A 23,903-nucleotide genomic window follows, 5' to 3' on the forward strand; every position below is an offset into this window, starting at 1 on the left:
TTCGTGACCAATCCCGCAAAAGCGATCCGCATCGGCACCATGATCAAGGCAACGGAAGGCGGCGCGGCCGAACGCATCGCCAAGATTGCCGACATGGGCTTCGAAAGCTTCGAACCGTTCTTCTGGCAGTCCACCCGCGGCCAGGATCTCGCCGAACTCGGCAAAAGCTGCCGCGAAGCCATTGGCGACCGCGACATCACGATCTCGACGCTCGGCATGTTCGGCAATCCGCTTGAGACCACCGATATCGACCGCGAGACGCTGCAGGGCTGGAAGGATTGCATCGACAATGCCCATCATTTCGGCGCGACCTGCGTTGCCGGCTTTACCGGCCGCATCCGCAACAAGCCGCTGACGGACAGCCTGCCGCGCTATCGCGAGATCTGGAGCGAGCTTGCAAAGCGGGCGGCCGACAAGGGTGTGAAGATCGCCTTCGAAAACTGCGCCATGGACGGCAACTGGCAGACCGGCGACTGGAACATCGCCCACAATCCCGACGCCTGGGAGCTGATGTTCAACGAAACGCCGGACGACAATATCGGGCTCGAATGGGAGCCCTGCCACCAGATGGTCTACCTCATCGATCCTCTGCCGCAGATCCGCAAATGGGCGCACAAATTCTTTCACGTGCATGGCAAGGACGCCACCATCCGCTGGGAGGTGATCCGCGAGCATGGCGTTTTCGGCAAGCATCCCTTCGTGCTCATGCGCTCGCCGGGCTTCGGCGATACCAACTGGACCGATGTGATCTCGGAGCTGAGGCTCGCCGGCTGGTCCGGTTCGATCGACATCGAGGGCTGGCACGACCCGGTCTATCGCGATGAATTGGAAATGACGGGGCAGGTTCACGCGCTGAACCACCTGAAAAATTGCCGGGGCGGCGAATTCGTCGTCGATCCGCAATAGCCGCCTTCCCGGCTGTGGGAGCCGGGATGACGCGAAAAATCAAAAGGAGGAGAAAATGACAATTCGCAAGACCCTTATGGCAGGCGCCGTCGCGCTTGCCGGCGTATCGGCCTTGGCCGTTGCTGCCCATGCCGAAGATACGACGATCACCGTCTGGTCGCTGGACAAGGATATCCAGCCCGCGCCCAATCTGGTGAAGGAGTTCAACGATCTCGATAACGGCATCCATGTCGAATACCGCGAGATCCAGTTCGATGACGTTGTGAGCGAGGCCATGCGGGCCTACGCCACCGGCAACGCGCCCGACATCATCGCGATCGACAATCCGAATACCGCCATGTTCGCCTCGCGCGACGCCTTTCTCGATCTCACCGACATGATCGAGAATTCGGATGTCATCAATGCCGACAACTACTTCCCCGGCCCGCTGGCATCGGCGACCTGGGACGGTAAATATTACGCCGTGCCGAAGGCCACCAACACGATCGCGCTCTACTACAACAAGGACATGTTCCGCGTCCACGGGCTCGATCCCGACCAGCCGCCTGAGACCTGGGACGAGCTTGTCGAGACAGCCCGCACACTGACCGATCCGGAAAACAACGTCTATGGCCTCGCGTTTTCGGCCAAGGCCAACGAGGAGGGCACCTTCCAGTTCCTGCCATGGGCGCAGATGGGCGGTGCGACCTATGACAACATCAACACCGAAGGCGCGGTCGAGGCGCTGGCGACGTGGAAAGAGATCATGGACGAGAAGCTTGCTTCTCCCGATACCCTGACCAACAGCCAGTGGAACGCGACGGCGACCTTCAACGCCGGCAATGCCGCGATGGCCATTTCCGGCCCGTGGGAAATCGACCGCATGCTTGCGGACGCCGATTTCGACTGGGGCGTGGCGCTGCTGCCCGTTCCGGAAGAGGGGGCCGAGCGGTCGTCGGCCATGGGCGACTATAACTGGGCGATCTTCTCCAGCACGAAGCATCCGAAGGAAGCCTTCGAGGTACTGGAATATTTCGTCTCGCAGGATGACACGATGTTCGAGAACTACGGCCAGATCCCGGCCCGTTCCGACATTGCGATCCCGCCGACGGGCAATGCCCTGAAAGACGCGGCGCTGGCGACCTTCGTGGAGCAGTTGAAATACGCCAAGCCGCGCGGCCCGCATCCGCAATGGCCGAAGATCTCCAAGGCGATCCAGGATGCCATCCAGGCCACGCTGACGGGCCAGATGGACCCGCAGGCCGCCCTGGACCAGGCCGCCCAGAAGATTTCCGCCGTTCCGGACCGGTAATCTCAGCCTGACCGGCGGCCCTGGTCCTTGGTATCAGCCGCCGGACCCTTTCCTCCCGGAGAGATCATCCGCGCCGCTTCGGCGGGGCGGATGGTTTTACGGGCAACGCCGGAGGAGACATGAAACGCATCCTTTCCAGCCTGACCGATGGTCGCGGCTTCGATATCACGCTGGTGGCCGTGCCGCTCGCCTTCCTGTTCCTGCTGTCCGGACTGCCGCTGCTCTACAACGTGCTGATGAGCTTCCAGGAAGTCGACATGTTCAGCATGGGGCAGCTTGCGCGGCCGTTCGTGGGTTTCCGGAACTATGTCGATCTCTTCAGCCAGCCGGAAACCTTCGGCATCCTCCTCAACACGGCGGTCTTCGTTCTTGCCTCCATCGCCGGTCAGTTCGTCCTCGGTTTCGGCCTTGCCCTGTTCTTCGGCACCCAGTTTCCGGGCGCCTCGTGGCTGCGCGGCCTGTTTCTTGTGTCCTGGGTGATGCCCGGCCTTGTCGTCGGCGCGATCTGGAACTGGATCCTGTCGGGCGATTACGGCGTTCTCAATTTCCTTCTGACCTCCACTGGGCTTACCGATGGCAACATCTACTGGCGCTCCGACCCCTCCTATTCCCTATGGGCGGTCATTCTCGCCAATATCTGGCTTGGAACCTCGTTCAACATGATCCTGCTTTCGGTCGGCCTGTCCTCGATCCCGCGCGATCTCTACGAAGCGTCCGAGCTTGACGGCGCCAACGTGTTCCAGCGGTTCTGGACCATCACGCTTCCGATGATGCGTTCGACGATCGGTGCGGTTGTCGCGCTCGGTCTGATCTTCACCCTGCAGCAGTTCGACCTGTTTGCCGCCATCACCGACGGCGGTCCCAACAATTCGTCCAATGTCGCCCAGTACTGGGCCTGGGATCTGTCGTTCCGCCAGTATGATTTCGCCAAGGGCGCGACGGTTTCGGTCATCATGATCGTGTTCGTGATGTTCGCCTCGCTGGTCTATGTCCGTTCCACGCGCCATGAGGTGAGAGGATGAGCGATACCTCCCGCAACCGCCTGATGCTCGTCATCGCCATCCTGCTGGCGATCGTCTACCTGTTCCCGCTCTACTGGATGTATGTCACCAGCCTGAAGACCGGCTCGGCGATGTTTGCCACGCCGCCGCGCCTGCTGCCCTCCGATCCGCAGTGGGCGACCTATGGCGATGTCTGGGCGAGCCGCAACATGGCGCGCTATCTCTGGAACTCGCTGGTGATCGCCACCGGCTCCGTCGCGCTGATTGCGGCGCTGGGTGTGGGCTGCGCCTATGTGCTCGCCCGCTATCGCAGCGGCTGGGTCGATGCCGGCCTGTTCCTGATCCTGCTGTTGCAGGTCCTGCCGGCCTCGCTGATGATCACGCCGATCTTCGTCGGGTTCTCGCAGGTCGGGCTGCTCGACTTTCCGCGCTTCGCGGTGATCCTTGCGATTGCGGCCAAGAGCATGCCGTTCTTCGTGGTGCTGGTCCGCGCGACCTTCATGAGCGTGCCGATCGAGCTTGAGGAGGCGGCGATGGTCGACGGAAATTCCCGGATCGGCGCGTTCTTCAGGATCGTGCTGCCGCTGGCGCGCAACGGCATCCTCGTCAGCGCCATCCTGATCTTCATGCAGGCCTTCGGGGAGTTCGTCTACTCCAAGTCGATGATCCAGGCCGCCGAGCTTCAGCCCGCCAGCGTCGGACTGAACAGCTTCATGGGCCCGAACACCACCGAGTGGAACAAGATCATGGCCTATGCGACGATCTACGTAACGCCGATCCTCGCCATTTTCGTTCTTCTGCAACGCCGTATTGTGTCCGGCCTCACTTCTGGAGCCCTCAAATGACGTATCACATCCAGTTCGAAGGCGTGAATAAGCATTATGGCGCCTATCATGCCCTGAAAAACATCGATCTCGGCATCCCCAAGGGCACCTTCGTCGCCCTGGTCGGCCCCTCGGGATGCGGCAAGTCAACCCTGCTTCGCTCGCTCGCCGGCCTTGAAAAGATCACCAGCGGAAATCTGACGATCGCCGGCGAGACGATGAACAATGTGCCGCCGCGCAAACGCGATCTGGCCATGGTGTTCCAGTCCTATGCGCTTTATCCGCACATGACGGTCGAGGAAAACCTGACCTACAGTCTTCGCATTCGCGGCGTCGCCAAGGCCGAGGCGAAGAAGGCGGCCGAAGAGGTTGCGGCAACGACCGGGCTATCGGAACTTCTCGGCCGCTATCCGCGCGAATTGTCGGGCGGGCAGCGTCAGCGCGTGGCGATGAGCCGGGCGATCATTCGCCATCCCAAGGCCTTCCTGTTCGACGAGCCGCTCTCCAACCTCGATGCCGCCCTGCGCGTGCAGATGCGCAAGGAAATCCGCGCGTTGCACGACAGACTGGGCGCGACATCGGTCTATGTGACGCACGACCAGATCGAGGCGATGACCATGGCCGATCATGTCGTCGTCATGCGCGCCGGCATCATCGAACAGCAGGGCCCCCCGCTCGAACTCTACGACCGCCCCGTCAACCGCTTCGTCGCCGGCTTCATCGGCTCGCCGGCGATGAATTTCGTGTCGGCGCGCATTGGAGAGGGTGGCGGATCGCTCGTGCTCGAGCTTGGCGGGCCGCAGACCATTGCCGTGGAAACGGGCTTGCCGGAAGGGCGTGCGGTCACCGTTGGCCTGCGGCCGGAGCATCTGCGTCTCGTTGCCGATGACGAGGCGCTGCTGAAATTCTCTGTCGAGACCGTCGAAAGCACCGGCTCCAGCACCTATCTCGCCGCCGCGGGGGCCGAGGACTTCAATCTGGTTGTGAATGGTCGTACCGAGGTCAAGCCTGGGGATGTCGTCGGCGTTGGCTTCGATCTCGCACAGCTTCACCTCTTCGACGCGCAAACCGGCGAAAGGTTGCCCTTCGAAAGCCGGTAGCCGCCGGTGGAGGTTTTGGTTGGAGAGCCGCGGGGTCCGCCTCAGTGGCAGTGAACCTTGCCGACCTTTTTCTCCATGTGGCAGCATTGGCCGGGCGGCGAGCTCTTGCGGCAGCCGCCGCCATGGGCGAAGGCCGTCGTGGTTGAAAGCACCAGCAAGGCCGCGAGGCAGAACCTGATCATGGCGTTTCCCCTCTCCAATTGACATTCCGCTTGTGCCGGTTCGGCGGCATATGCGGTTCCATCAGGCGCATTGAAGCATACATCACCGGAATTCACTTCCGCCCACAAGTGAAAACTGCTTTGGTGCCGTCATGTCTTCCGAACAAACGAATGCAACCGGCCAGCTCACCGGTATTGCCCTGATCACCTTTGCGGTGCTGCTGCTGTCGCTGTCGGACGCTCTGGTGAAGCTGACCGGGGCGCATTACAGCCTTGGACAGCTGATCCTCATGCGCTCGCTGGGGGCCGGTCTTCTGCTGTGCCTGTGGGCATGGGCGCGGGGCAGGCTGCTTGGTGCGGCCCGTCCGCTCTGGGTAACGCTCAGAAGCCTGTGCCTTGTGGCGATGTGGTTCTTCTACTATGCGGCGCTGCCGGAAATACCGCTGGCGCTGGCCGCCGCCTGCTTCTACACCGCGCCGCTCTGGATGGCGCTGCTCTCGCGCGTCGTGCTTGGCGAGCCGCTCGGATTGCGCAGGTCGGTGGCGGTGGTTGTTGGCGCGCTAGGCGTGTTTCTGGCGGTCAATCCGGCTGCCGCCATGCCATCGCCCTATGTCGTCCTGCCGCTGCTTGCGGCGTTCTGCTATGCGTTGAGCGGCATCATTACCTGGAGCCGCTGCCGTTCGGAGCAGCCGGTGGCGATGGCGTTCAACCTGAACGTCGCCCTGGTCGTCGCCGGCGGCGGGCTTGTTGCCGCGCTTTCTATGACGGGGGCGGGCGTCGAGGGCAGTTTCATTTTCGGCGTCTGGCCTTCGCTCGGCGCTGTCGACTGGGCGGTCCTCGGCCTGTTGGCGACGTTCCTGATGATCATCACGGTTTCGGTGGCCGGGGCCTATCGCATGGCGCCCGCGCCGGTGATCGGCCTGTTCGACAATGCCTATCTAGTTTTCGCCGCGCTCTGGGGCGTCGCGTTCTTCGGGCAAATTCCGTCGCCGGTCGAAATGGCCGGAATGGCGCTGATCCTGGCGGCGGCGATCGCGGCGGCGCGCGCGCCCAGGGCCCGGGTCGGCGGTTCGGTGCCCACCCGGATCGCGGCGAAATGATGTCCGCCGGTGTTCATGGCTGGTTTTTAATGCAGGTTAAATTATCGTAAGATATTGAAAATTATGCTAAAATAACAAAACATTCATTTTCCGGAAATTGCAATCGAGAGTAGGCAGTCTTCCGCGGCGAGACGTTTGTCTCCGCCTGCCTCAACAACCGAGGAATACTGTCATGAAGAAGATCATAGCCCTTTCGCTCGCAACCCTGATGATCGGTTCCGGCGCGGCGCTGGCCGCCCAGCCCTTCAACCCGACCATGTACGGCGCGAAGCAGACCACCGCCGATCAGGAGATCGCCCGCATCTCCGCGCCCGGAACCATCTTCACCACCCAGGTTAGCGGCGGGTCCGGCTGGACGGCCTCCAAGACCTACAAGGTGCAGCCGGACGGCACGGCGAAGCTGATCGATCTCGGCTATATCAACAACAACTGATCCGAAAGCCCGTTGATCAGCTCAAGGCCCTGCGGCTGACTGCCGTGGGGCCTTTCATTTGCGCGGATGGGCCCGGTCGTAGATCTCCAAGAGCCGGCCGGTATCGACGCCGGTATAGACCTGTGTCGTCGACAGGCTGGCATGGCCGAGCAGTTCCTGGATGGTGCGCAGATCGCCGCCGGCGGCCAGAAGATGGGTTGCGAAGGAGTGGCGCAGCGCATGCGGCGTCGCCTTGTCGGAGAGGCCGAGCGCACCGCGCATCGCCTGCATTTCGCGCTGTATGATCGCGCTTTGTAGTTTCTTGCCGCGCGCGCCGAGAAACAGCGGCCCCTCCGGTTCAAGGTGATAGGGCACTAGACGGATATAATCGTTGACGGCGGCAAGCGCTGCCGGCAGCAGCGGAACGATCCGCGTCTTGCTGCCCTTGCCGGTGATCCGGAGGCTTTGCGGCGCGCCGGCAAAATCGGCAGGCGTCAGTCCCAGCGCTTCGGAAATGCGCAGCCCGCAGCCATAGAGCAGGCAGAACACGGCGGCGTTCCGCGCCGCGATCCATGGCTCTTCCGCAAGCTGGCTGTCGGCCCGCGACAGCGCCAGGGCATCTTCGGCGTTCAAGGGTTTCGGCAGCGATTTCGGCTGTTTCGGCGCGCGCATGGCCCGCACGCCGGCGGCATTGGCAAGCCCGCGTTTTTCCAGCCAGCGCAGGAATGAACGGATGCCGGCAAGATCGCGCCCGAGCGTGCGCGCCTCCGCGCCACCCTTGCGGCGAAACGCCAGATAGGCGCGAATATCGGCAGGCCGGAGCGCGTCGATATCGGAAAGGCGCACCGGCCGCGCCACATGGCGGCACAGGAACTGCAGAAACTGGCGCGTGTCGCGCTCATAGGCGTTGATCGTATGGTCGGCGAGCCGCCGTTCGCTGTCCAGCGTTTCGAGCCAGTCGCGCCGAAGCGCCATCAGGGCGTCTTCTGCCGGAATGAGCACGTTTTCCATCGATCGCCAGCCGTCATCCACAGGTGTTTATCCACGCCGGCCGGCCCGGGCCATGACCTCGGCGCTTGACGAAATCTTGTTCGCCGACAATCCTGCACTAGATTGCGTTAGAAAAAAGCTAATGCTTCGAGGGGGTGTCATTGTCTTATCATATCGAGTTGGGATATAGACCTTCCACCATTGACGGGACTTTATATGGCGCGCCGTGATTCCTCATCTGCCTTGACGCATTTTGCCGAGACGCTGGCGCTTGTCTCGCAGGGACGGCCGGGCCATATCGTCGACACGCTGATCGCCGAGCGCGGCGAAAAGATTGTCCACAGCCCGTTCTGGCCGGTGATGCGGCCCTTCCTTTATTCCCTGCTCGGCTATGGCAAGGCGATCGAATTCGCCACCGAAACCCAGTCGATGGATGGCTACGGGGTCTTCAACTATCTTTCCGAAAAACTGACGCTGGACATCCATTGCCAGCGCGGCGAGCGGATTCCTGAAGCCGGCGGTTTCATCATGGTCTCCAACCATCCGACCGGCATTGCCGACGGCGTGGCGGTGTTCGACCTCTTGAAGGAACGCCGCCCGGACATGATGTTCTTCGCCAATCGCGATGCGGTGCGCGTCAATCCGCGCCTGGTCGAGATGATCATTCCGGTCGAGTGGCGCGAGGAGTTCAAGAGCAAGCTCAAGGCGCGCGAAACCCTGCAGGTCACCAATGACGCGATCAAGCAGGAAAAGGCGATGGTGCTGTTTCCCTCCGGCCGCATTGCCTATTGGGCCGAGGGCAAGCTCAACGAGCGGCCATGGAAGAATTCGGCGATCGGCTTTGCCCGCAAATACAACCTGCCGATCCTGCCGGTACATCTGAAGGCGCGCAATTCCGGCCTGTTCTACTGGTTCGCCAAATGGTCGACCGAACTGCGCGACATGACGGTGTTCCACGAACTTCTGAACAAGAAGGGCGACCGGTTCGATTTCACCATCGGCAAGATGATCATGCCCGAGGAACTCCACGGCGACGCCGCCGACGTGACGACCGCACTCGAAAACCATACGGTGCATGCGCTGGCGAAGGACCCTGATGCGGACTTCGCGCTGCCGCCGGCCGAACCCAAGGCCGAGGCAGAGGAAGGGGCGGCCTGAGCCGCGATCTGCTTTGCCGCTTCACTTTCCAGGCGTCGGCAGGCAAGCTTGCCAGTCATGACTTCAGATTCGCTTGATCTTTTCGGAAAACCTGTGACGCCTGCCACTTCACGCAGCGTGCCGGTGATGGTGCCGCTGCCGGTGGCGGGGCCGTATTCCTATGCGGTGCCCGATGGCATGGCGGTGATCCCCGGCTCCGTCGTGCAGGTGCCGGTCGGTCCGCGCAAGGTGATCGGCATCGTCTGGGATGAGGGCGATGAGACCGGCGCCGTGGACGCGAAGAAGCTCAGACCCATCGAGCACGTCTTCGACTGCCCGCCGATCAGCCCGGCGATGCGGAAATTCATCAATTGGGTGGCTGGCTATACGCTGACGCCGCCGGGCCTTGTCGCGCGCATGGCCGTGCGCGCGCCGACCGCGCTCGAGCCCGAGCCGATGGTCGAGGGGCTCAGGCTGACCGGCACCACGCCCGAACGGATGACGCCGGCGCGGCAACGCGTGCTGGAACTGGCCTCCGACGGGTTCTCCTGGACGCGGCTCGGGCTCGCCCGCGCCGCCGGCGTCAGCGCCAGCGTGGTCGAGACCATGATGAAGCAGGGCGTGTTCGATACCGTGTTCCTGCCGCCGCCGCCCGCCGTCGGCGCGGCGGATCCCGATTACGCCCCGCCCGAACTGTCGGCGGACCAGCGGGACGCCGCCGACAGGCTGAAATCCTCGGTCGGGCAGGGCTTCGGCGTCACCCTGATCGACGGCGTTACCGGGTCGGGCAAGACCGAAGTCTATTTCGAGGCGATCGCCGAAACGCTGAGACAGGGGCGGCAGGTGCTGATCCTGCTGCCGGAAATCGCGCTGACATCGGCGTTTCTGGAGCGCTTCGAGGCCCGCTTCGGGTCGAAACCGGGCGAATGGCATTCCGATCTCGCGCCGCGCATGCGCGAAAAGGTCTGGCGGCAGACGGCGGAGGGACGCATCCGGGTCGTCGCCGGCGCCCGTTCGGCGCTGTTCCTGCCATTCGAGGATCTCGGTCTGATCGTGGTCGACGAGGAACACGACACCGCCTACAAGCAGGAAGACCGGGTGTTCTACAACGCCCGCGACATGGCCGTCGTGCGCGCCCGGATCGGCGATATCCCGACGGTTCTCGCCTCGGCGACGCCCTCGATCGAAAGCCAGGTCAATGCGCTTGCCGGCCGCTACGAACGGCTGCACCTGCCGGGCCGTTTCGCCGAGGCGGCGCTTCCCGATCTGAAGACCATCGACATGCGGCGCGACCCGCCGGCGCGCGGCGGCTTCCTGTCGCCGGTTCTGCTGAAAGCGGTGGAGGGCGCGGTCGGGCGCGGCGAGCAGGCGCTGCTGTTCCTCAATCGCCGGGGCTATGCGCCGCTGACGCTCTGCCGAGTCTGCGGTCATCGGTTTCAGTGCCCCAATTGCTCGAGCTGGCTGGTGGAGCACCGGTTTCGCGGGCAGTTGATGTGCCATCATTGCGGCCATGCCGAGCCGGTGCCCGAGGCCTGCCCGGAATGCGGCACGCTCGACCATCTGGTCGCCTGCGGGCCGGGCGTCGAGCGCATCGCCGAGGAGGTCGAGCATCATTTCCCCGAAAAGCGTACAATCGTTCTCTCTTCCGATCTCTCCGGCGGCGTCAAGCGGCTCAGGCTGGAGCTGGAGGCGGTGGCAAACGGCGAGGCGGATATCGTCATCGGCACGCAATTGGTGGCGAAGGGGCATAATTTCCCGCTGATGACGGTTGTCGGCGTCGTCGATGCCGATATCGGCCTTGCAAACGGCGACCCGCGCGCGGCGGAGCGCACCTTCCAGTTGCTCGCCCAGGTGACCGGGCGGGCAGGGCGCACGGGGCTCACGAGCCACGGCTTGATCCAGACCTATCAGCCCACCCATCCGGTGATGCGCGCAATCGTTTCCGGCGAGGCGGAGGGCTTCTATGCCCGCGAGATCGGCGAGCGCGAGAAGAGCGGCCTGCCGCCGTTCGGACGGCTTGCCTCGGTGATCGTTTCGGCGGAAACGCGTGGCGAGGCCGAGACGCATGCCCGCGCGCTCCGGGCTGCCGCGCCGCAAAGCCGCTCGATCTCGGTGCTCGGCCCGGCGGAGGCGGCCCTTGCCCTGATCCGCGGCCGCTACCGGTTCCGGCTGCTGGTGCATGGCGCGCGCGGCGACGACATGCAATCGTTTCTGGCGGCGATGCTCGAAAACGGGCCGAGGGCGCGCGGCTCGGTAAAGGTGCAGGTCGACATTGACCCGCAGAGCTTTCTCTAGATAATGATCCCCAAAGGGATGCGGGCGCGTGTCCCGCAATACTGGAGGGTGTGTAATGAGTTTCTATTGGCCGGAGAGCTTCGTGGGTCAGGTCGCCCTGTTCATGGCGGTGGTGATCCTGATCTGGGGGCTGATCGTGGCGCTGGCGCCGCTGCGCCTGATGGCGTTGACCGGGTTTTCGGGCCACAAGGTCGAAGATGGCGAAACGATCCATGTCCGCTCGCTGATCGGCGGCACCTATGCGGCAATGTCGCTGATGGCGCTGCTGTTCGATCAGCCGATGATCTACCGCACCTTCGGTCTCGCCCTGATATTCGGGTTTCTCACAAGGCTATTGTGGATGGCGACGCTCAAGAGCCGGTCCATCAAGGGCGGTATATTCCTGGCCTGCCAGGCCGTGGCCGGGGTGTTCATGCTGCTCTACGGTCTTGGCTGGGCATAGCGTGACCGGGTAAGCGGCAGGCGAGGCGCATCTGCCTCCTGCATGTGTCGGCGCGGCACGGTTTCCGTTTCGGGGAATAAATGTGCTTCGGCGGTTGCTGTAAAATCTCGTTTTTACAGGGCTTTTCGGAGATTGCGGCAAGAAACGCGCGCCAATGCTCCAAAGGGGCTTTGAGCGTGTTGCGAGTCGCTATTACCTGTGCTAGACGGACCCCGACTATTGGGAAAGGCGGGTTTGATCACCGCAGTTCTCCTGGGGATATTGAAAAGTTCTAAGGGGTGGAAACGTCGGCAACAACCGCCGTTCCTACCGGTTAAAAAAAGGGAATCTGTGCCTGTGGCGGACCTATCCCATTCTGTTTCGAGCGTCGCGCAGCGCTATGCCGTTTCGCTGTTCGAACTGGCCAAGGAAGAAGACAAGATTGACGCCTTCGGCGCTGATCTCGACCAGATCGACAAGATGCTCAAGGATAGCGACGACTTCCGGCGTCTGGTCATGAGCCCCGCATTCAGCGCCGATGAGCAGCTGAGGGCGGTGAAGGCTATTCTCGAAAAGGCGAAGATCGGCGGCTATGTCGGCAATTTCGTCAAGGTCGTGGCGAAAAATCGCCGTCTGTTTGTCCTGCCGGGCATGATCGCCGCCTATCGTGGCGCGGTTGCGGCCTATCGGGGCGAGGTGACGGCCGAGGTGACGGTGGCCCATGCCCTGTCGAAGGAACAACAACAGGAATTGAAGACTGCGCTGAAGGATGTGACGGGCAAGGATGTTGCGCTCGACATAACCGAGGACGCTTCCCTTCTCGGCGGCATGATCGTCAAGGTGGGATCGCGTCAGATCGACACATCGCTGCGCACGAAACTCTCCAAACTTAAGCTTTCACTGAAAGAGGTTGGCTGATGGATATCCGGGCCGCGGAAATTTCCGCAATTCTGAAAGAGCAGATCAAAAATTTCGGCGACGAGGCGGAAGTCTCTGAAGTCGGCCAGGTGCTTTCTGTTGGTGACGGCATTGCCCGCGTCTACGGTCTCGACAACGTTCAGGCCGGCGAGATGGTGGAGTTTGCCGGCGGCGTGCGCGGCATGGCGCTCAACCTCGAAAGCGACAATGTCGGCGTCGTTATCTTCGGCTCCGACCGCGAGATCAAGGAAGGCGACGTCGTCAAGCGCACCGGCGCCATCGTTGACGTTCCGGTCGGCCCCGGCCTGCTCGGCCGCGTTGTCGACGCGCTCGGCAACCCGATCGACGGCAAGGGTCCGATCAATTCCGATACCCGCGCCGTTGTCGACGTCAAGGCGCCCGGCATCATTCCGCGCAAGTCGGTTCACGAGCCGATGTCGACCGGCCTCAAGGCCATCGACGCGTTGATCCCGGTCGGCCGCGGCCAGCGCGAGCTGGTCATCGGCGACCGCCAGACCGGCAAGACCGCGATCATTCTCGACACCTTCCTCAACCAGAAGCCGATCCACGACAACGGCCCGGACGCCGACAAGCTTTACTGCGTCTACGTCGCTGTCGGCCAGAAGCGTTCGACGGTTGCCCAGTTCGTGAAGACGCTCGAAGAGCGCGGCGCGATGGAATACTCGATCGTCATCGCCGCTACCGCCTCCGATCCGGCGCCGATGCAGTATATCGCGCCGTTCGCCGGCTGCGCCATGGGCGAGTATTTCCGCGACAACGGCATGCATGCCCTGATCGCCTATGACGACCTTTCCAAGCAGGCCGTTGCCTATCGTCAGATGTCCCTGCTGCTGCGCCGTCCGCCGGGCCGCGAAGCTTATCCGGGCGACGTTTTCTACCTGCATTCGCGTCTTCTCGAGCGCGCCGCCAAGCTCTCCGACGAGCGCGGCGCCGGTTCGCTGACGGCTCTGCCGGTCATCGAAACCCAGGGTAACGACGTTTCGGCGTTCATCCCGACCAACGTGATCTCGATCACCGACGGCCAGATCTTCCTTGAAACCGACCTGTTCTACCAGGGCGTTCGTCCGGCCGTTAACGTCGGCCTGTCGGTTTCGCGCGTTGGTTCGGCCGCCCAGATCAAGGCGATGAAGCAGGTTGCCGGCTCGATCAAGGGCGAGCTTGCCCAGTATCGTGAAATGGCCGCCTTCGCCCAGTTCGGCTCCGACCTCGATGCCGCGACCCAGCGCCTGCTGAACCGCGGCGCGCGCCTGACCGAACTCCTGAAGCAGCCGCAGTTCTCGCCGCTGAAGACGGAAGAGCAGGTTGCCGTGATCTTCGCCGGCGTCAACGGCTATCTCGACAAGCTGCCGGTTGGCAAGGTACGCGACTTCGAGAAGGGCCTGCTGTCGCACATGCGCGGCGAAGCCAAGGACGTTCTCGAAGCGATCCGCACCGAAAAGGCGCTGAGCGACGATCTGAAGGCCAAGCTGAAGTCCGCCATCGAAGCATTCGCCAAGAATTTTTCGGCCGAGTAACACCAGACGGGGACTGAACACCCATGGCTTCATTGAAGGATCTGAAGCTTCGCATTGCCTCGGTGAAGGCGACGCAGAAGATCACCAAGGCGATGCAGATGGTCGCCGCGGCGAAGCTGCGGCGCGCCCAGGAGGCCGCCGAGAATGCGCGGCCTTACACCGAGCGCATGGCGACCGTGATGGCCGACCTGACGGCGGCTGTCGGCGAGGGCGAGGAAGTGCCCGCGCTGATGAAGGGCACCGGCAAGGACGATGTCCACCTGCTGGTGGTCTGCACGGCCGAACGCGGCCTTTGCGGCGGCTTCAACGCGCAGATCGCCCGTCATGCCCGCCTGCATGCCCGCAAGCTGATTGCCGAGGGCAAGACGGTCAAGATCTTCAGCGTCGGCCGCAAGGGCTATGACGCACTGCGCCGCGAATTCGCCGACCTCGTCGTCGAGCGCAAGGATCTGCGTGACGTCCGCAAGATCGGTTTCGAAAATGCCGAGGATATCGGCAACCGCGTCATCGAGATGTTCGCAGCCGGCGAGTTCGACGTCTGCACGCTGTTCTATTCGGAGTTTCATTCGGTGATCTCGCAGGTCCCGACGGCGCTCCAGCTCATTCCCGCCGCTCCGCCCGCAGAGACGGAAGAGCGCGAGAGTGCGGCGCTTTACGAATACGAACCGAGCGCCGAGGCTATCCTTGACGATATCGTGCCGCTCAACATCCGCGTTCAGATTTTCCGGGCGCTTCTGGAAAATGTCGCTGGCGAGATGGGCGCGAAGATGAGCGCGATGGATAACGCCACGCGCAATGCCGGTGAGATGATCGACAAGCTGACGCTGTCCTACAACCGTCAGCGTCAGGAAAAGATCACCACGGAACTGATTGAAATTATTTCCGGCGCGGAAGCGCTGTAAGAGCTTGAAAAGAGGGTTTTATCATGGCTGAGGCCTCTATCGGTAGAGTGACGCAGATTATCGGCGCCGTCGTTGACGTCGCTTTCGACGGCGACCTGCCCCCGATCATGAACGCGCTTGAAACCGACAACCACGGCAACCGGCTGGTTCTCGAGGTCGCGCAGCACCTCGGCCAGAACGAAGTGCGCACGATCGCCATGGACGCGACCGAAGGTCTCGTTCGCGGTCAGGAAGTCAAGAACACGGGTTCGCCGATCCAGGTGCCGGTCGGCGTCGAGACGCTTGGCCGCATCATGAACGTCATCGGCGAGCCGGTTGACGAAGTCGGCCCGATCAAGACCAAGGAAAAGCGCGCGATCCACCAGGACGCTCCTCCCTATGTCGATCAGTCGACCGAAGCGGAAATCCTGGTCACGGGCATCAAGGTCGTGGACCTGCTCGCGCCTTACGCCAAGGGCGGCAAGATCGGCCTGTTCGGCGGCGCCGGCGTTGGCAAGACGGTTCTCATTCAGGAACTGATCAACAACATCGCCAAGGCGCACGGCGGTTACTCCGTGTTTGCCGGCGTTGGCGAGCGGACCCGCGAAGGCAACGACCTCTATCACGAAATGATCGAGTCCAACGTGAACGTCGACCCGGCCGAGAACAACGGTTCGGCCGAGGGTTCGAAGTGCGCTCTGGTCTACGGCCAGATGAACGAGCCGCCCGGCGCCCGCGCCCGCGTTGCGCTTTCCGGTCTGACGATCGCTGAAAACTTCCGCGATGAAGGCCAAGACGTTCTGTTCTTCGTGGACAACATCTTCCGCTTCACCCAGGCCGGTTCGGAAATCTCGGCTCTGCTCGGCCGTATTCCCTCGGCCGTTGGCTATCAGCCGACGCTGTCGACCGACATGGGCGCTCTGCAGGAGCGCATCACCACCACGACCAAGGGCTCGATCACCTCGGTTCAGGCGATTTACGTTCCCGCCGACGACTTGACCGACCCGGCGCCGGCCACCTCGTTCGCCCATCTGGACGCAACGACCACGCTGTCGCGTTCGATTGCGGAAAAGGGCATCTATCCGGCCGTGGACCCGCTCGACTCGACCTCGCGCATGCTCGACCCGATCATCGTCGGCGAGGAGCACTATCAGGTGGCCCGTGCGGTTCAGTCGACCCTGCAGCGCTACAAGTCGCTTCAGGACATCATCGCCATTCTCGGCATGGACGAGCTTTCCGAAGAGGACAAGCTCACGGTTGCTCGCGCCCGCAAGATCGAGCGCTTCCTGTCGCAGCCGTTCCACGTGGCTGAAGTGTTCACCGGCGCTCCGGGCATCCTGGTCTCGCTGGAAGACACGATCCGCTCGTTCAAGGGGCTGGTCGAAGGCGAATACGACCACCTTCCGGAAGCCGCCTTCTACATGGTCGGCACCATCGACGACGCCGTCGAGAAGGCCAAGAAGCTCGCTGAGGCGGCTTGATTTTTTGAAACGGGGCGGCGCAAGCCGCCCGGTTCAACCGGTAATCTGTGAAGACGGGAAAGTAGAACGTCATGGCTGACACGATGGTTTTCGAGCTGGTGACCCCCGAGAAGCTTCTGGCTTCTGCGGAGACGGATGCAGTGGTTATTCCGGCCTCCGAGGGTGAAATGACGGTCATGCCGAACCATGCGCCGACCATGACCACGATCCGGCCGGGTCTGGTGAAATTCAAGAACCACGACGGCAAGGAACTCCAGTTTCTGGTGTTCCACGGCTTTGCCGATATCCAGGGCAAATCCTGCACGGTGCTGGCCGAAACAGCGGTGCCCGTCGGCGAGGCGAGCGGCGCGATTGAGGATCGCATCGCCACGCTGCGCAAGGAACTGGACGAGGCGAGCCATCACGAGCACAAGAACGCTCTGGAGCAGATGCTGGGCGAACTGACGCATCTGGGGCAGACTGTACTGCCTGCCTGACGTCTTCTTCTATTCAAGACATTGTTATTAAAGCCGCGGTTTATGCTGCGGCTTTTTTCGTTTCTCTGATATTCTACATGGACCGAGCGGCCGTCGGAGCCGCAATGGACGTGCTCGATATGACCTTCCGTTCTGGTATGTCCGCCAACAAGATCAGGATGCGCGCCTTTGCACTGGCCGAAATTTGATAAGAGATATCTAAACGACGTCATCGTCATGATCATTCTCGGCGTAATGGTGATGGCGTTGCTGGTGTCGATTGATTCTTTCGAACGCTTGCATGATTTTTCCCGGGCGCATGAGGATTGGCAGCTCGATGAGCTGTTTACGGGCTTTATGGTCGCCAGCCTGGGTCTGGCGATATTGTTGTGGCGGCGGTCAGGTGCGCTGCGCAAGGAGGTCGACCGGCGTCACAAGGCCGAGCGGTTGGCGCAGGCGCTCGCCAGACAGGATTCTTTGACGGGCCTGCCGAATCGACGCTCATTCGAGGAAGAGTTCGACCGTCGGCTAACGCGTGCGCGGCGCAAGACCGACGGGCTTGCAGTCTTGTTCATCGATTTCGACAGGTTCAAGCAGATCAACGACAATCTCGGCCACGAGGCCGGCGACCGCCTTCTGCAGGAGGTGGCCGAGCGACTGAAGAAGAGCCTGCGGCCACAGGACTTTCTCGGACGGCTTGGCGGTGACGAATTCGCAGCGCTTGTCGAAGGCGATGTGTCTGGCGATTTGACCGAACAGATCGCGGAACGTCTGCTTTCCGCGGTCGCCGTGCCTATAACGCTGCTTGGACGCGTGGTCACCCCCTCGGCCAGCATCGGCATCGCTGTCTATCCGCGCGATGGCGGTACCCGGGAGATGCTGCTGAAGAAGGCCGATGCGGCGATGTACAAGGCCAAGGAGGACGGTCGCAGGCGGTTTGTGGTGTATGATCCCGAAATTATCCACGCCGCGCGCGATCATCAGATGCTTGAGCTTGAACTGAAGGATGCGATTGCCAAGGGCGAGATCGTGCCATTCTATCAGTTGATCCGGAATTGCGAGAACGGTGCGGTGGGCACTGTGGAGGTTCTGGCGCGCTGGCGGCATCCAAACCTCGGTCTTCTGAGCGCTGGCGATTTTGTTCCGCTTGCCGAGGCGGCGGGGCTCATCCAGGAGATGTTCGAATCGGTGCTCGATCAGGCCTGCCGCGACGCGAGGGACTGGCCGGGCACGCCGGCAATTGCTGTCAATGTCACGCCCCATCAACTCGCCGACAAGGCATTCTCCGGAAAGCTGTTCTCCTTGCTTTCGCGGCATGGCTTCCCGGCCGCGCGGCTCGAGATCGAGATCACCGAGGATGCGCTGATTGTCGATGTCGCCGCCACGCGTCGCTGTATCCGCAAGCTGAAGGAGCGGGGCGTGCGGGTCGTACTCGATGATTTCGGCACGGGCTATTCGAGCCTGCGGCAGTTGCGCGAACTGCCGTTCGACCGGGTCAAGATCGACCGCAGCTTTATCGCCGGCGTCGGCACGGACCGGCAGAGCGAGGAAATCGTGGTATCCACGATCAATCTTTGTCGGGCGCTGGGGCTGCAGACAGTTGCCGAGGGGATCGAGGACCAGGTTCAGGCGGACTGGATCTGCGCCCATGGCGCGGATGCCGCGCAGGGCTTTTTCTATGCCCGCCCGGCGCCCGCCGCGGAGGTTCTGGAAAAGCTGAAGGGTTTCAATCCGCGATCGTGATGATGCCGCAATCGCCGGCTTCGGAGGCAAAGGCGAGCCGTTTGCCGTCCTCATCCCAGGAAAGCGCGGAGATCGCGCCCTTGCCCGGCCGGCGCAGCAGCGCTTCCTTGCCGTCGGAAATCCTGACCGCCAGCACCATGCCGTCGACAAAGCCGATCGCAAGCATTTCTTCATGCGGGTGGAAGGCGACCTGGGTGACGAGGATATCCGAACGCGTCCCGAGCTCGAGCGGGGCCTTGCCCATCGGGCCGTCCTTGCCGGAAAACGGCCAGACGATCGCCGCCGGCGCGCCGGAGGTCGCGAGCCATTTTCCGCGCGGGCTCCACGACCATGACTTGACCTTGGCGGGGTAGCCGCTCATGCGCATGTCGCGAAAACCGTCCTTCGGCTTGCCGTCGAGTTTCCAGCCGTGCAGCGCGTTTTCCTGCATGGTGGTCACGAGGAAACGGCCGTCCGGCGAAAAGGCCGCACCGAGATGGGCGCCTTTCCAGGGCAGCCAGATCGCGGGCGCGGCGCCGCCGACCCAGCGCAGGCTGACGCCGTCATAGCGGGCAACGGCAATTCTCAGCCCCTTCGGCGCGAAGGCGATGCCCTCGACGCTGCGCTCCTCCGGAAAGCTCACGGTCTTGCCATCGGCAATCACCCGCGACTCGCGGCCTACGGCATAGGCAACCGCGCCCTGCGGCCCGCCGGCGACGACCGAGATCCACTTGCGTGGCTCGTTTGCGAGTTCTGTGAGGGAACCATCTGCGGAGATGCGCAGCACCCGCCCATCCTCGCCGCCGGTGATCAGAGAGCGGCTGAAGGGATCACGGATGCAGGTCAGCAATCCGTCATGAGCCTCGGTAACCTTCTCGCCCTCGTCCAGCCTGTGGATCGTGCCGGAAGCGGTGGCGAAAAACGGCACGCCGCCAAGAAAGGCGGCGGCGATGACATGGTCGTCGATGTCGAAGGGCGCGACGCTCGGCATTACGACTTGGCCTCGCAGGCGCGGAAGCTCTTCTCAAGCTTGTCGCGGTCGAGCTCGCGCCCGATGAACACAAGCCGGCTTTCACGGGCCTCGCCATCCTTCCATGCGCGCTGGTGATCGCCCTCGATGATCATGTGAACGCCCTGCACGACATAGCGCTCGGGGTCGTTCTTGAAGGCGATAATGCCCTTGAGGCGCAGAATGTTCGGCCCCTGGTTCTGGGTGACCGACTGGATCCACGGGAAGAACCGGTTGGGATCGAGCTCGCCGCCGCGCAGCGAGACCGACTGTACCGTCACGTCATGATGATCGGACAGGCCGTGGTGGTGGTGATGGTCGTGATCATGGTCATGATGGTGGTGATGATGGTCGTGGTCGCAATCCGGGCCGCATTCGTGGTCATGATCGTGATGGTCGTCATGATCGAGGAAGTGGGGATCGTCGGCGAGCACATGCTGCAGGTCGAAGGCGTTCTGGCCGAGAATGTTATTGAGGTCTATGCTCGAGCGTTCCGTGTGATGGATCTTCGCTGCCGGGTTGATGGCGCGCACCAGGCGTTCGACATTGGCGAGCTCCTCGGCGCTGACGAGGTCGGTCTTGTTCAGGAGCACGATGTCGGCGAAGGCGATCTGGTCCTCGGCCTCGCGGCTGTCCTTGAGGCGCAGCGGCAGGTGTTTGGCGTCGACCAGCGTGATCACGGCGTCGAGCGCGGTCTTGGCGCGGACATCGTCATCCATGAAGAAGGTCTGGGCCACGGGAACGGGGTCGGCAAGGCCGGTGGTTTCCACGATGATGCCGTCGAAGCGCGGGCGACGCATCAGGCCTTCGACCACACGGATCAGGTCGCCGCGCACCGTGCAGCACACACAGCCATTGTTCATCTCGTAGATTTCCTCGTCGGATTCCACGATCAGGTCGTTGTCGATGCCGATCTCGCCGAACTCATTGACGATCACCGCATATTGCTTGCCGTGGTTTTCAGAGAGGATGCGGTTCAGAAGCGTGGTCTTGCCGGAGCCGAGATAGCCGGTCAGCACGGTCACGGGAATGGGCTTTGCGAGCGTTTCGGTCATGGATCAATCCTTGAAGCGGACCTTGAGAGGGCGTTTGCGCCTATATAAGGAGCGCAGCAGGGAGGAGCAAGAAGGCGGTGGGGATGAGCCATCCCTGTTGATAAGACGCGGCGATTAAAACGATTGTAGATGCACAGTTGAAATAGCCAAGATTTTTGTTTAAAAAATTTAAATGAACGCGGCGCAGAGGGGCGCCGCACGTCAATTCGGAGTATGTCGTGGCTCAGAAAGTCAAACTCTCCACCATCGCGGAGTCGCTGGGCATCTCGACGGCCACGGTCTCGCTGGCGTTGCGCGACAGTCCGCTGGTGGCGGCGGCAACGCGCGACCGGATCAAGGAACAGGCCCGCGCGCTCGGCTATATCTACAATCGCCGCGCGGCGAGCCTGCGCACCTCGCGCTCCGGCATTATAGGGGTGGTGGTGCATGACATCATGAACCCGTTCTACGGCGAGATCCTGAAGGCGATCGAGAGCGAGCTCGACCGCAACCAGCATACATTCATCCTCTCCAACCATTACGATTCGGTCGAAAAGCAGCGCAACTTCATCGAGACGCTGCTGCAGCTCGGCGGCGACGGCGTGATCATGTCGCCGGCGATCGGCACGCCGGCCACCGATGTTCAGCTTGCCGAGGATAACGGCATGCCGGCGATTTTCGTGGCGCGCACGCTGGAAGAACTCGACCTGCCGACCTATCGCGGCGATGACAGCTACGGCATCGCGCTTGCGACCAACCACTTGATCGGTCTCGGCCATCGCTGCATCGCGATGATCGGCGGGACCGACCAGACGTCGACGGGCCGTGACCGCTATGCCGGGTACGTGAATGCGCTGAAGAAGGCCGGAATTCCGGTCGATCCGGGCCTGCGCATTCCCGGGCCGCGCTCCAAGCAGGGCGGATTCGAGGCGGCGGTGCATTTCCTGTCGCTGCCGCAGAAGCCGACGGCCGCGGTATGCTGGAACGATCTGGTGGCGATCGGCCTGATGAACGGCATTTCCCGCGCCGGGCTGACGCCGGGCGTCGACATTTCCGTCACCGGCTATGACGATCTCGAGGAAGCCTCGATCGCCACGCCATCGCTGACGACCGTTTGGAACGGCCAGGCCGAGGTCGGCCGGCTTGCCGCGCGCGCGCTGCTCGACCGGCTCGCGGGTTCCAGCGCGCCGAACGGCATGCATCTGATCAAGCCGGAGATGCGCATCCGCCAATCCACCGGTCCCCATCGCGAGACCGCGGACAACCCGCTCGCGGTCTAATTCATCATTCAGAAAAAAATACCCTCGGAGGCCCCATGCCCAAACCCGCCGTGCTGCTGTCGCAAAAGCTGAACAAGTTCATCGAAGAGGCGCTCGCCGATGATTACGACCTGCTGGACATGCCGCAGGAGGGCGTGAACGCGCTCGGTGCCCGCGCGAATGATATCCGCGCGGTGATTGCCTTTGGCGGGTTTTCGGCGGAGCAGATGGACGCGCTGCCGAACCTTGAAATCATCACCTGCCCCGGCGTTGGCTATGACGGCATCAATACCGACCATGCCGCAAGCCGCGGCATCATCATCACCCACACGCCGAATGTGCTGAACGATGAGGTGGCCGACACGGCGGTGGCGCTGCTGCTCAACACGGTGCGGCAGTTCTATTTTGCCGAAAAGTGGGTGCGCGACGGCCGCTGGGAGCGCGATGGCGCATTCGAGCTTTCGCCGTTCTCGCTCAAGGGGCGCAAGGTCGGGCTTTACGGCCTCGGCCGGATCGGCGAGGAGATCGCGGCGCGCCTGGAGCCGTTCAAGGTCGAGATTTCCTATCACACCCGCAGCCCGAAAAAGGGCGTGGCCTATGCCTATCACCCGACGCTCGCCTCGCTGGCGGACGCCGTGGATACGCTGATTGCCATCGTTCCGAAAACCGACGAAACCCACAAGACCATCAACGCCGATATCCTGAAAGCGCTGGGCCCGAACGGCATCCTCATCAATGTCGGCCGTGGATGGACCGTGGACGAGGACGATCTGATCGCGGCCCTTGAGGCCGGCACGCTCGGCGGCGCGGGCCTCGACGTGTTCTATGACGAGCCGCACGTGCCGGAAAAGCTTCTGAGTTTCGACACGGTCAGCGTCCTGCCGCATGTCGCCTCGGCCTCCGTCGCCACCCGCCGCGCCATGGCCCAGCTTGTCGCCGACAATCTGAAATCCTGGTTCGCCGAAGGCCGCCCGGTCACCCCGGTCCCGGAAACGCCGTTCACGCCGAAAGTGTAAGACTGAAGTTTACGATTGCCGCTTTCTGGCCGCGATGATCTTCTGCATGAGTGAGATGAATTCTGCGCTCTCCTCGTCCGAAAGGGCGAGGAGAGCGTCTTCGTTTTCCGCCGTGGCGGCGGCGATCGCGGGATCGCGCAGGGCGCGCGCGCGCTCCGTCAGCCGGATGCGCTGAACGCGGCCGTCCCCTGGGTCCTTTTCCCGCCTGATCAACCCGTCGCGTTCCATGCGGGACAGGGTGTTGGCCATGGTCGCCTGCTCGATATCGAGCCGTTCCACCAACTGCTTCTGCGTCAGTCCGTCATTTTCCCACAATTCCAGCAGCGCCGGGAAGGTGCCGGTCGTCAGCCCGAGCGGCCGGATGCGGGCGGCAAGCCCGCGCTCGAGAAGCCGCGCGAGGTGGTTGGTGAGATAGCCGGCCGACAAGTCTTTGAAAAAGGTCATAAGCACCAATAGCAATTGCATAGCTTGCTATGCAATGATATATAGCTTGCTATATAAATTGACAGGAGCATGATCATGCTGAAGACTTTGCATCCCGTGGCCGGCGCGTTCGCGCTTGTGCTCATCACCACATTCTGGCTCTCGACCGTTATGGCGGAGGTCTTCGCCGGCCCCGAACTGGTGGCGCTGGTCAAGGCCGCTATCCCCTGGGGCTTTCTGCTGCTGGTGCCGCTTCTGGCACTGGCGGGCGTTTCGGGCTTTCGTCTTGCGGGAAAAATGCGCGGGCCGCTGGTCGCGGCAAAGCGCAGGCGTATGCCGATCATCGCCGCCAACGGTATCGTCGTGCTGATCCCCTGCGCGCTGTTCCTCGCGTCAAAGGCGGAAGCGGGCGCGTTTGACGCATCGTTTTATGCCGTGCAGGCAATCGAACTCGTCTTCGGCGCGATCAATATCGCGCTGATGGCGATGAACATGCGCGACGGATTGCGGATGAAGGGGCGGCGGCGCTGAT

The 23,903-nt window shown here is 62.5% G+C and carries 24 protein-coding genes; 19 read left to right on the plus strand and 5 right to left on the minus strand.

From position 1 onward, the window contains the following. The first annotated feature begins 3 nt into the window (after positions 1–3). The 5 genes from Mame_RS09655 to Mame_RS09675 all read left to right on the plus strand — a co-directional run bounded on the left by Mame_RS09655 (position 4) and on the right by Mame_RS09675 (position 5,122). Positions 4–906 carry a sugar phosphate isomerase/epimerase family protein gene (locus Mame_RS09655; protein WP_018062877.1) on the plus strand — a complete coding sequence of 301 codons (903 nt, stop codon included), beginning with the start codon at positions 4–6 and terminating at the stop codon, positions 904–906. Between the two features lie 55 nt (positions 907–961). Beyond that, the gene (locus Mame_RS09660) at positions 962–2,197 is read left to right on the plus strand and encodes an ABC transporter substrate-binding protein (protein ID WP_026173145.1); all 1,236 of its coding nucleotides are present in this window, start codon (positions 962–964) and stop codon (positions 2,195–2,197) included. 119 nt (positions 2,198–2,316) lie between these two features. After that, positions 2,317–3,219, plus strand: coding sequence for a carbohydrate ABC transporter permease (locus tag Mame_RS09665; protein WP_018062875.1), 903 nt, complete (start codon positions 2,317–2,319; stop codon positions 3,217–3,219). Continuing rightward, a complete protein-coding gene (locus tag Mame_RS09670; RefSeq protein ID WP_018062874.1) occupies positions 3,216–4,043 on the plus strand; it encodes a carbohydrate ABC transporter permease in 828 nt (275 codons plus the stop codon). Before Mame_RS09665 ends, Mame_RS09670 begins: the two co-directional genes overlap by 4 nt. Continuing rightward, positions 4,040–5,122: an ABC transporter ATP-binding protein gene (locus Mame_RS09675; protein ID WP_018062873.1), complete on the plus strand. Its 1,083-nt coding sequence runs from the start codon at positions 4,040–4,042 to the stop codon at positions 5,120–5,122. Before Mame_RS09670 ends, Mame_RS09675 begins: the two co-directional genes overlap by 4 nt. Positions 5,123–5,163: 41 nt before the next feature. Here the strand turns inward: Mame_RS09675 and Mame_RS27010 are convergent, their stop codons facing one another. Continuing rightward, positions 5,164–5,304 (minus strand): hypothetical protein, encoded by a 141-nt coding sequence (locus Mame_RS27010; RefSeq protein WP_018062872.1) that lies wholly within the window; start codon positions 5,302–5,304, stop codon positions 5,164–5,166. 131 nt (positions 5,305–5,435) lie between these two features. Here Mame_RS27010 and Mame_RS09680 point away from each other — a divergent pair, with 131 nt between their 5' ends. Beyond that, entirely contained in the window at positions 5,436–6,383 is a 948-nt protein-coding gene (locus Mame_RS09680) for a DMT family transporter (RefSeq protein WP_018062871.1), read from the plus strand. A gap of 172 nt (positions 6,384–6,555) precedes the next feature. Continuing rightward, positions 6,556–6,816 carry a hypothetical protein gene (locus Mame_RS09685; RefSeq protein WP_018062870.1) on the plus strand — a complete coding sequence of 87 codons (261 nt, stop codon included), beginning with the start codon at positions 6,556–6,558 and terminating at the stop codon, positions 6,814–6,816. Positions 6,817–6,870: 54 nt separating this feature from the next. On the opposite strand, the gene Mame_RS09690 is transcribed toward Mame_RS09685, so the two are convergent. Beyond that, positions 6,871–7,806 (minus strand): tyrosine recombinase XerC, encoded by a 936-nt coding sequence (locus Mame_RS09690; protein WP_018062869.1) that lies wholly within the window; start codon positions 7,804–7,806, stop codon positions 6,871–6,873. 195 nt (positions 7,807–8,001) lie between these two features. On the opposite strand from Mame_RS09690, the gene Mame_RS09695 reads away from it, so the two are divergent. The 9 genes from Mame_RS09695 to Mame_RS09735 all read left to right on the plus strand — a co-directional run bounded on the left by Mame_RS09695 (position 8,002) and on the right by Mame_RS09735 (position 18,651). After that, positions 8,002–8,943: a GNAT family N-acetyltransferase gene (locus Mame_RS09695; protein ID WP_018062868.1), complete on the plus strand. Its 942-nt coding sequence runs from the start codon at positions 8,002–8,004 to the stop codon at positions 8,941–8,943. Positions 8,944–9,000: 57 nt separating this feature from the next. Beyond that, entirely contained in the window at positions 9,001–11,217 is a 2,217-nt protein-coding gene (locus Mame_RS09700) for a primosomal protein N' (protein WP_026173144.1), read from the plus strand. A gap of 55 nt (positions 11,218–11,272) precedes the next feature. After that, positions 11,273–11,659: a hypothetical protein gene (locus tag Mame_RS09705; protein ID WP_018062866.1), complete on the plus strand. Its 387-nt coding sequence runs from the start codon at positions 11,273–11,275 to the stop codon at positions 11,657–11,659. A 330-nt stretch (positions 11,660–11,989) separates the two neighbouring features. Beyond that, positions 11,990–12,556 carry a F0F1 ATP synthase subunit delta gene (locus Mame_RS09710; RefSeq protein ID WP_026173143.1) on the plus strand — a complete coding sequence of 189 codons (567 nt, stop codon included), beginning with the start codon at positions 11,990–11,992 and terminating at the stop codon, positions 12,554–12,556. Next, positions 12,556–14,091: a F0F1 ATP synthase subunit alpha gene (gene atpA / locus Mame_RS09715; protein ID WP_018062864.1), complete on the plus strand. Its 1,536-nt coding sequence runs from the start codon at positions 12,556–12,558 to the stop codon at positions 14,089–14,091. Before Mame_RS09710 ends, atpA begins: the two co-directional genes overlap by 1 nt. 23 nt (positions 14,092–14,114) lie before the next feature. Then, positions 14,115–14,993 (plus strand): F0F1 ATP synthase subunit gamma, encoded by an 879-nt coding sequence (locus Mame_RS09720; protein WP_018062863.1) that lies wholly within the window; start codon positions 14,115–14,117, stop codon positions 14,991–14,993. Between the two features lie 23 nt (positions 14,994–15,016). Further along, positions 15,017–16,453 (plus strand): F0F1 ATP synthase subunit beta, encoded by a 1,437-nt coding sequence (gene atpD, locus Mame_RS09725; RefSeq protein ID WP_018062862.1) that lies wholly within the window; start codon positions 15,017–15,019, stop codon positions 16,451–16,453. 71 nt (positions 16,454–16,524) lie between these two features. After that, complete coding sequence (locus Mame_RS09730) at positions 16,525–16,929, plus strand: F0F1 ATP synthase subunit epsilon (protein WP_018062861.1); 405 nt, start codon at positions 16,525–16,527, stop codon at positions 16,927–16,929. Between the two features lie 216 nt (positions 16,930–17,145). After that, a complete protein-coding gene (locus tag Mame_RS09735; RefSeq protein WP_018062859.1) occupies positions 17,146–18,651 on the plus strand; it encodes a putative bifunctional diguanylate cyclase/phosphodiesterase in 1,506 nt (501 codons plus the stop codon). Here the strand turns inward: Mame_RS09735 and Mame_RS09740 are convergent. Both Mame_RS09740 and Mame_RS09745 read right to left on the minus strand, forming a co-directional pair. Then, a complete protein-coding gene (locus tag Mame_RS09740) occupies positions 18,635–19,621 on the minus strand; it encodes a WD40 repeat domain-containing protein (RefSeq protein ID WP_018062858.1) in 987 nt (328 codons plus the stop codon). The genes Mame_RS09735 and Mame_RS09740 overlap by 17 nt on opposite strands. Next, positions 19,621–20,694 (minus strand): CobW family GTP-binding protein, encoded by a 1,074-nt coding sequence (locus tag Mame_RS09745; RefSeq protein ID WP_018062857.1) that lies wholly within the window; start codon positions 20,692–20,694, stop codon positions 19,621–19,623. Before Mame_RS09745 ends, Mame_RS09740 begins: the two co-directional genes overlap by 1 nt. Before the next feature lie 218 nt (positions 20,695–20,912). Between Mame_RS09745 and Mame_RS09750 the strand changes: the two genes are divergently transcribed. Beyond that, positions 20,913–21,953: a LacI family DNA-binding transcriptional regulator gene (locus Mame_RS09750; RefSeq protein WP_018062856.1), complete on the plus strand. Its 1,041-nt coding sequence runs from the start codon at positions 20,913–20,915 to the stop codon at positions 21,951–21,953. A gap of 35 nt (positions 21,954–21,988) precedes the next feature. Further along, positions 21,989–22,948 carry a 2-hydroxyacid dehydrogenase gene (locus Mame_RS09755; protein ID WP_018062855.1) on the plus strand — a complete coding sequence of 320 codons (960 nt, stop codon included), beginning with the start codon at positions 21,989–21,991 and terminating at the stop codon, positions 22,946–22,948. A gap of 9 nt (positions 22,949–22,957) precedes the next feature. Here Mame_RS09755 and Mame_RS09760 read toward each other — a convergent pair whose 3' ends face one another. Then, positions 22,958–23,392, minus strand: coding sequence for a MarR family winged helix-turn-helix transcriptional regulator (locus tag Mame_RS09760; RefSeq protein WP_018062854.1), 435 nt, complete (start codon positions 23,390–23,392; stop codon positions 22,958–22,960). Between the two features lie 75 nt (positions 23,393–23,467). Here Mame_RS09760 and Mame_RS09765 point away from each other — a divergent pair, with 75 nt between their 5' ends. Beyond that, a complete protein-coding gene (locus Mame_RS09765) occupies positions 23,468–23,902 on the plus strand; it encodes a hypothetical protein (protein ID WP_026173141.1) in 435 nt (144 codons plus the stop codon). Position 23,903: the final 1 nt, after the last annotated feature.

Source organism: Martelella mediterranea DSM 17316 (assembly GCF_002043005.1).
Taxonomy (GTDB): domain Bacteria; phylum Pseudomonadota; class Alphaproteobacteria; order Rhizobiales; family Rhizobiaceae; genus Martelella; species Martelella mediterranea.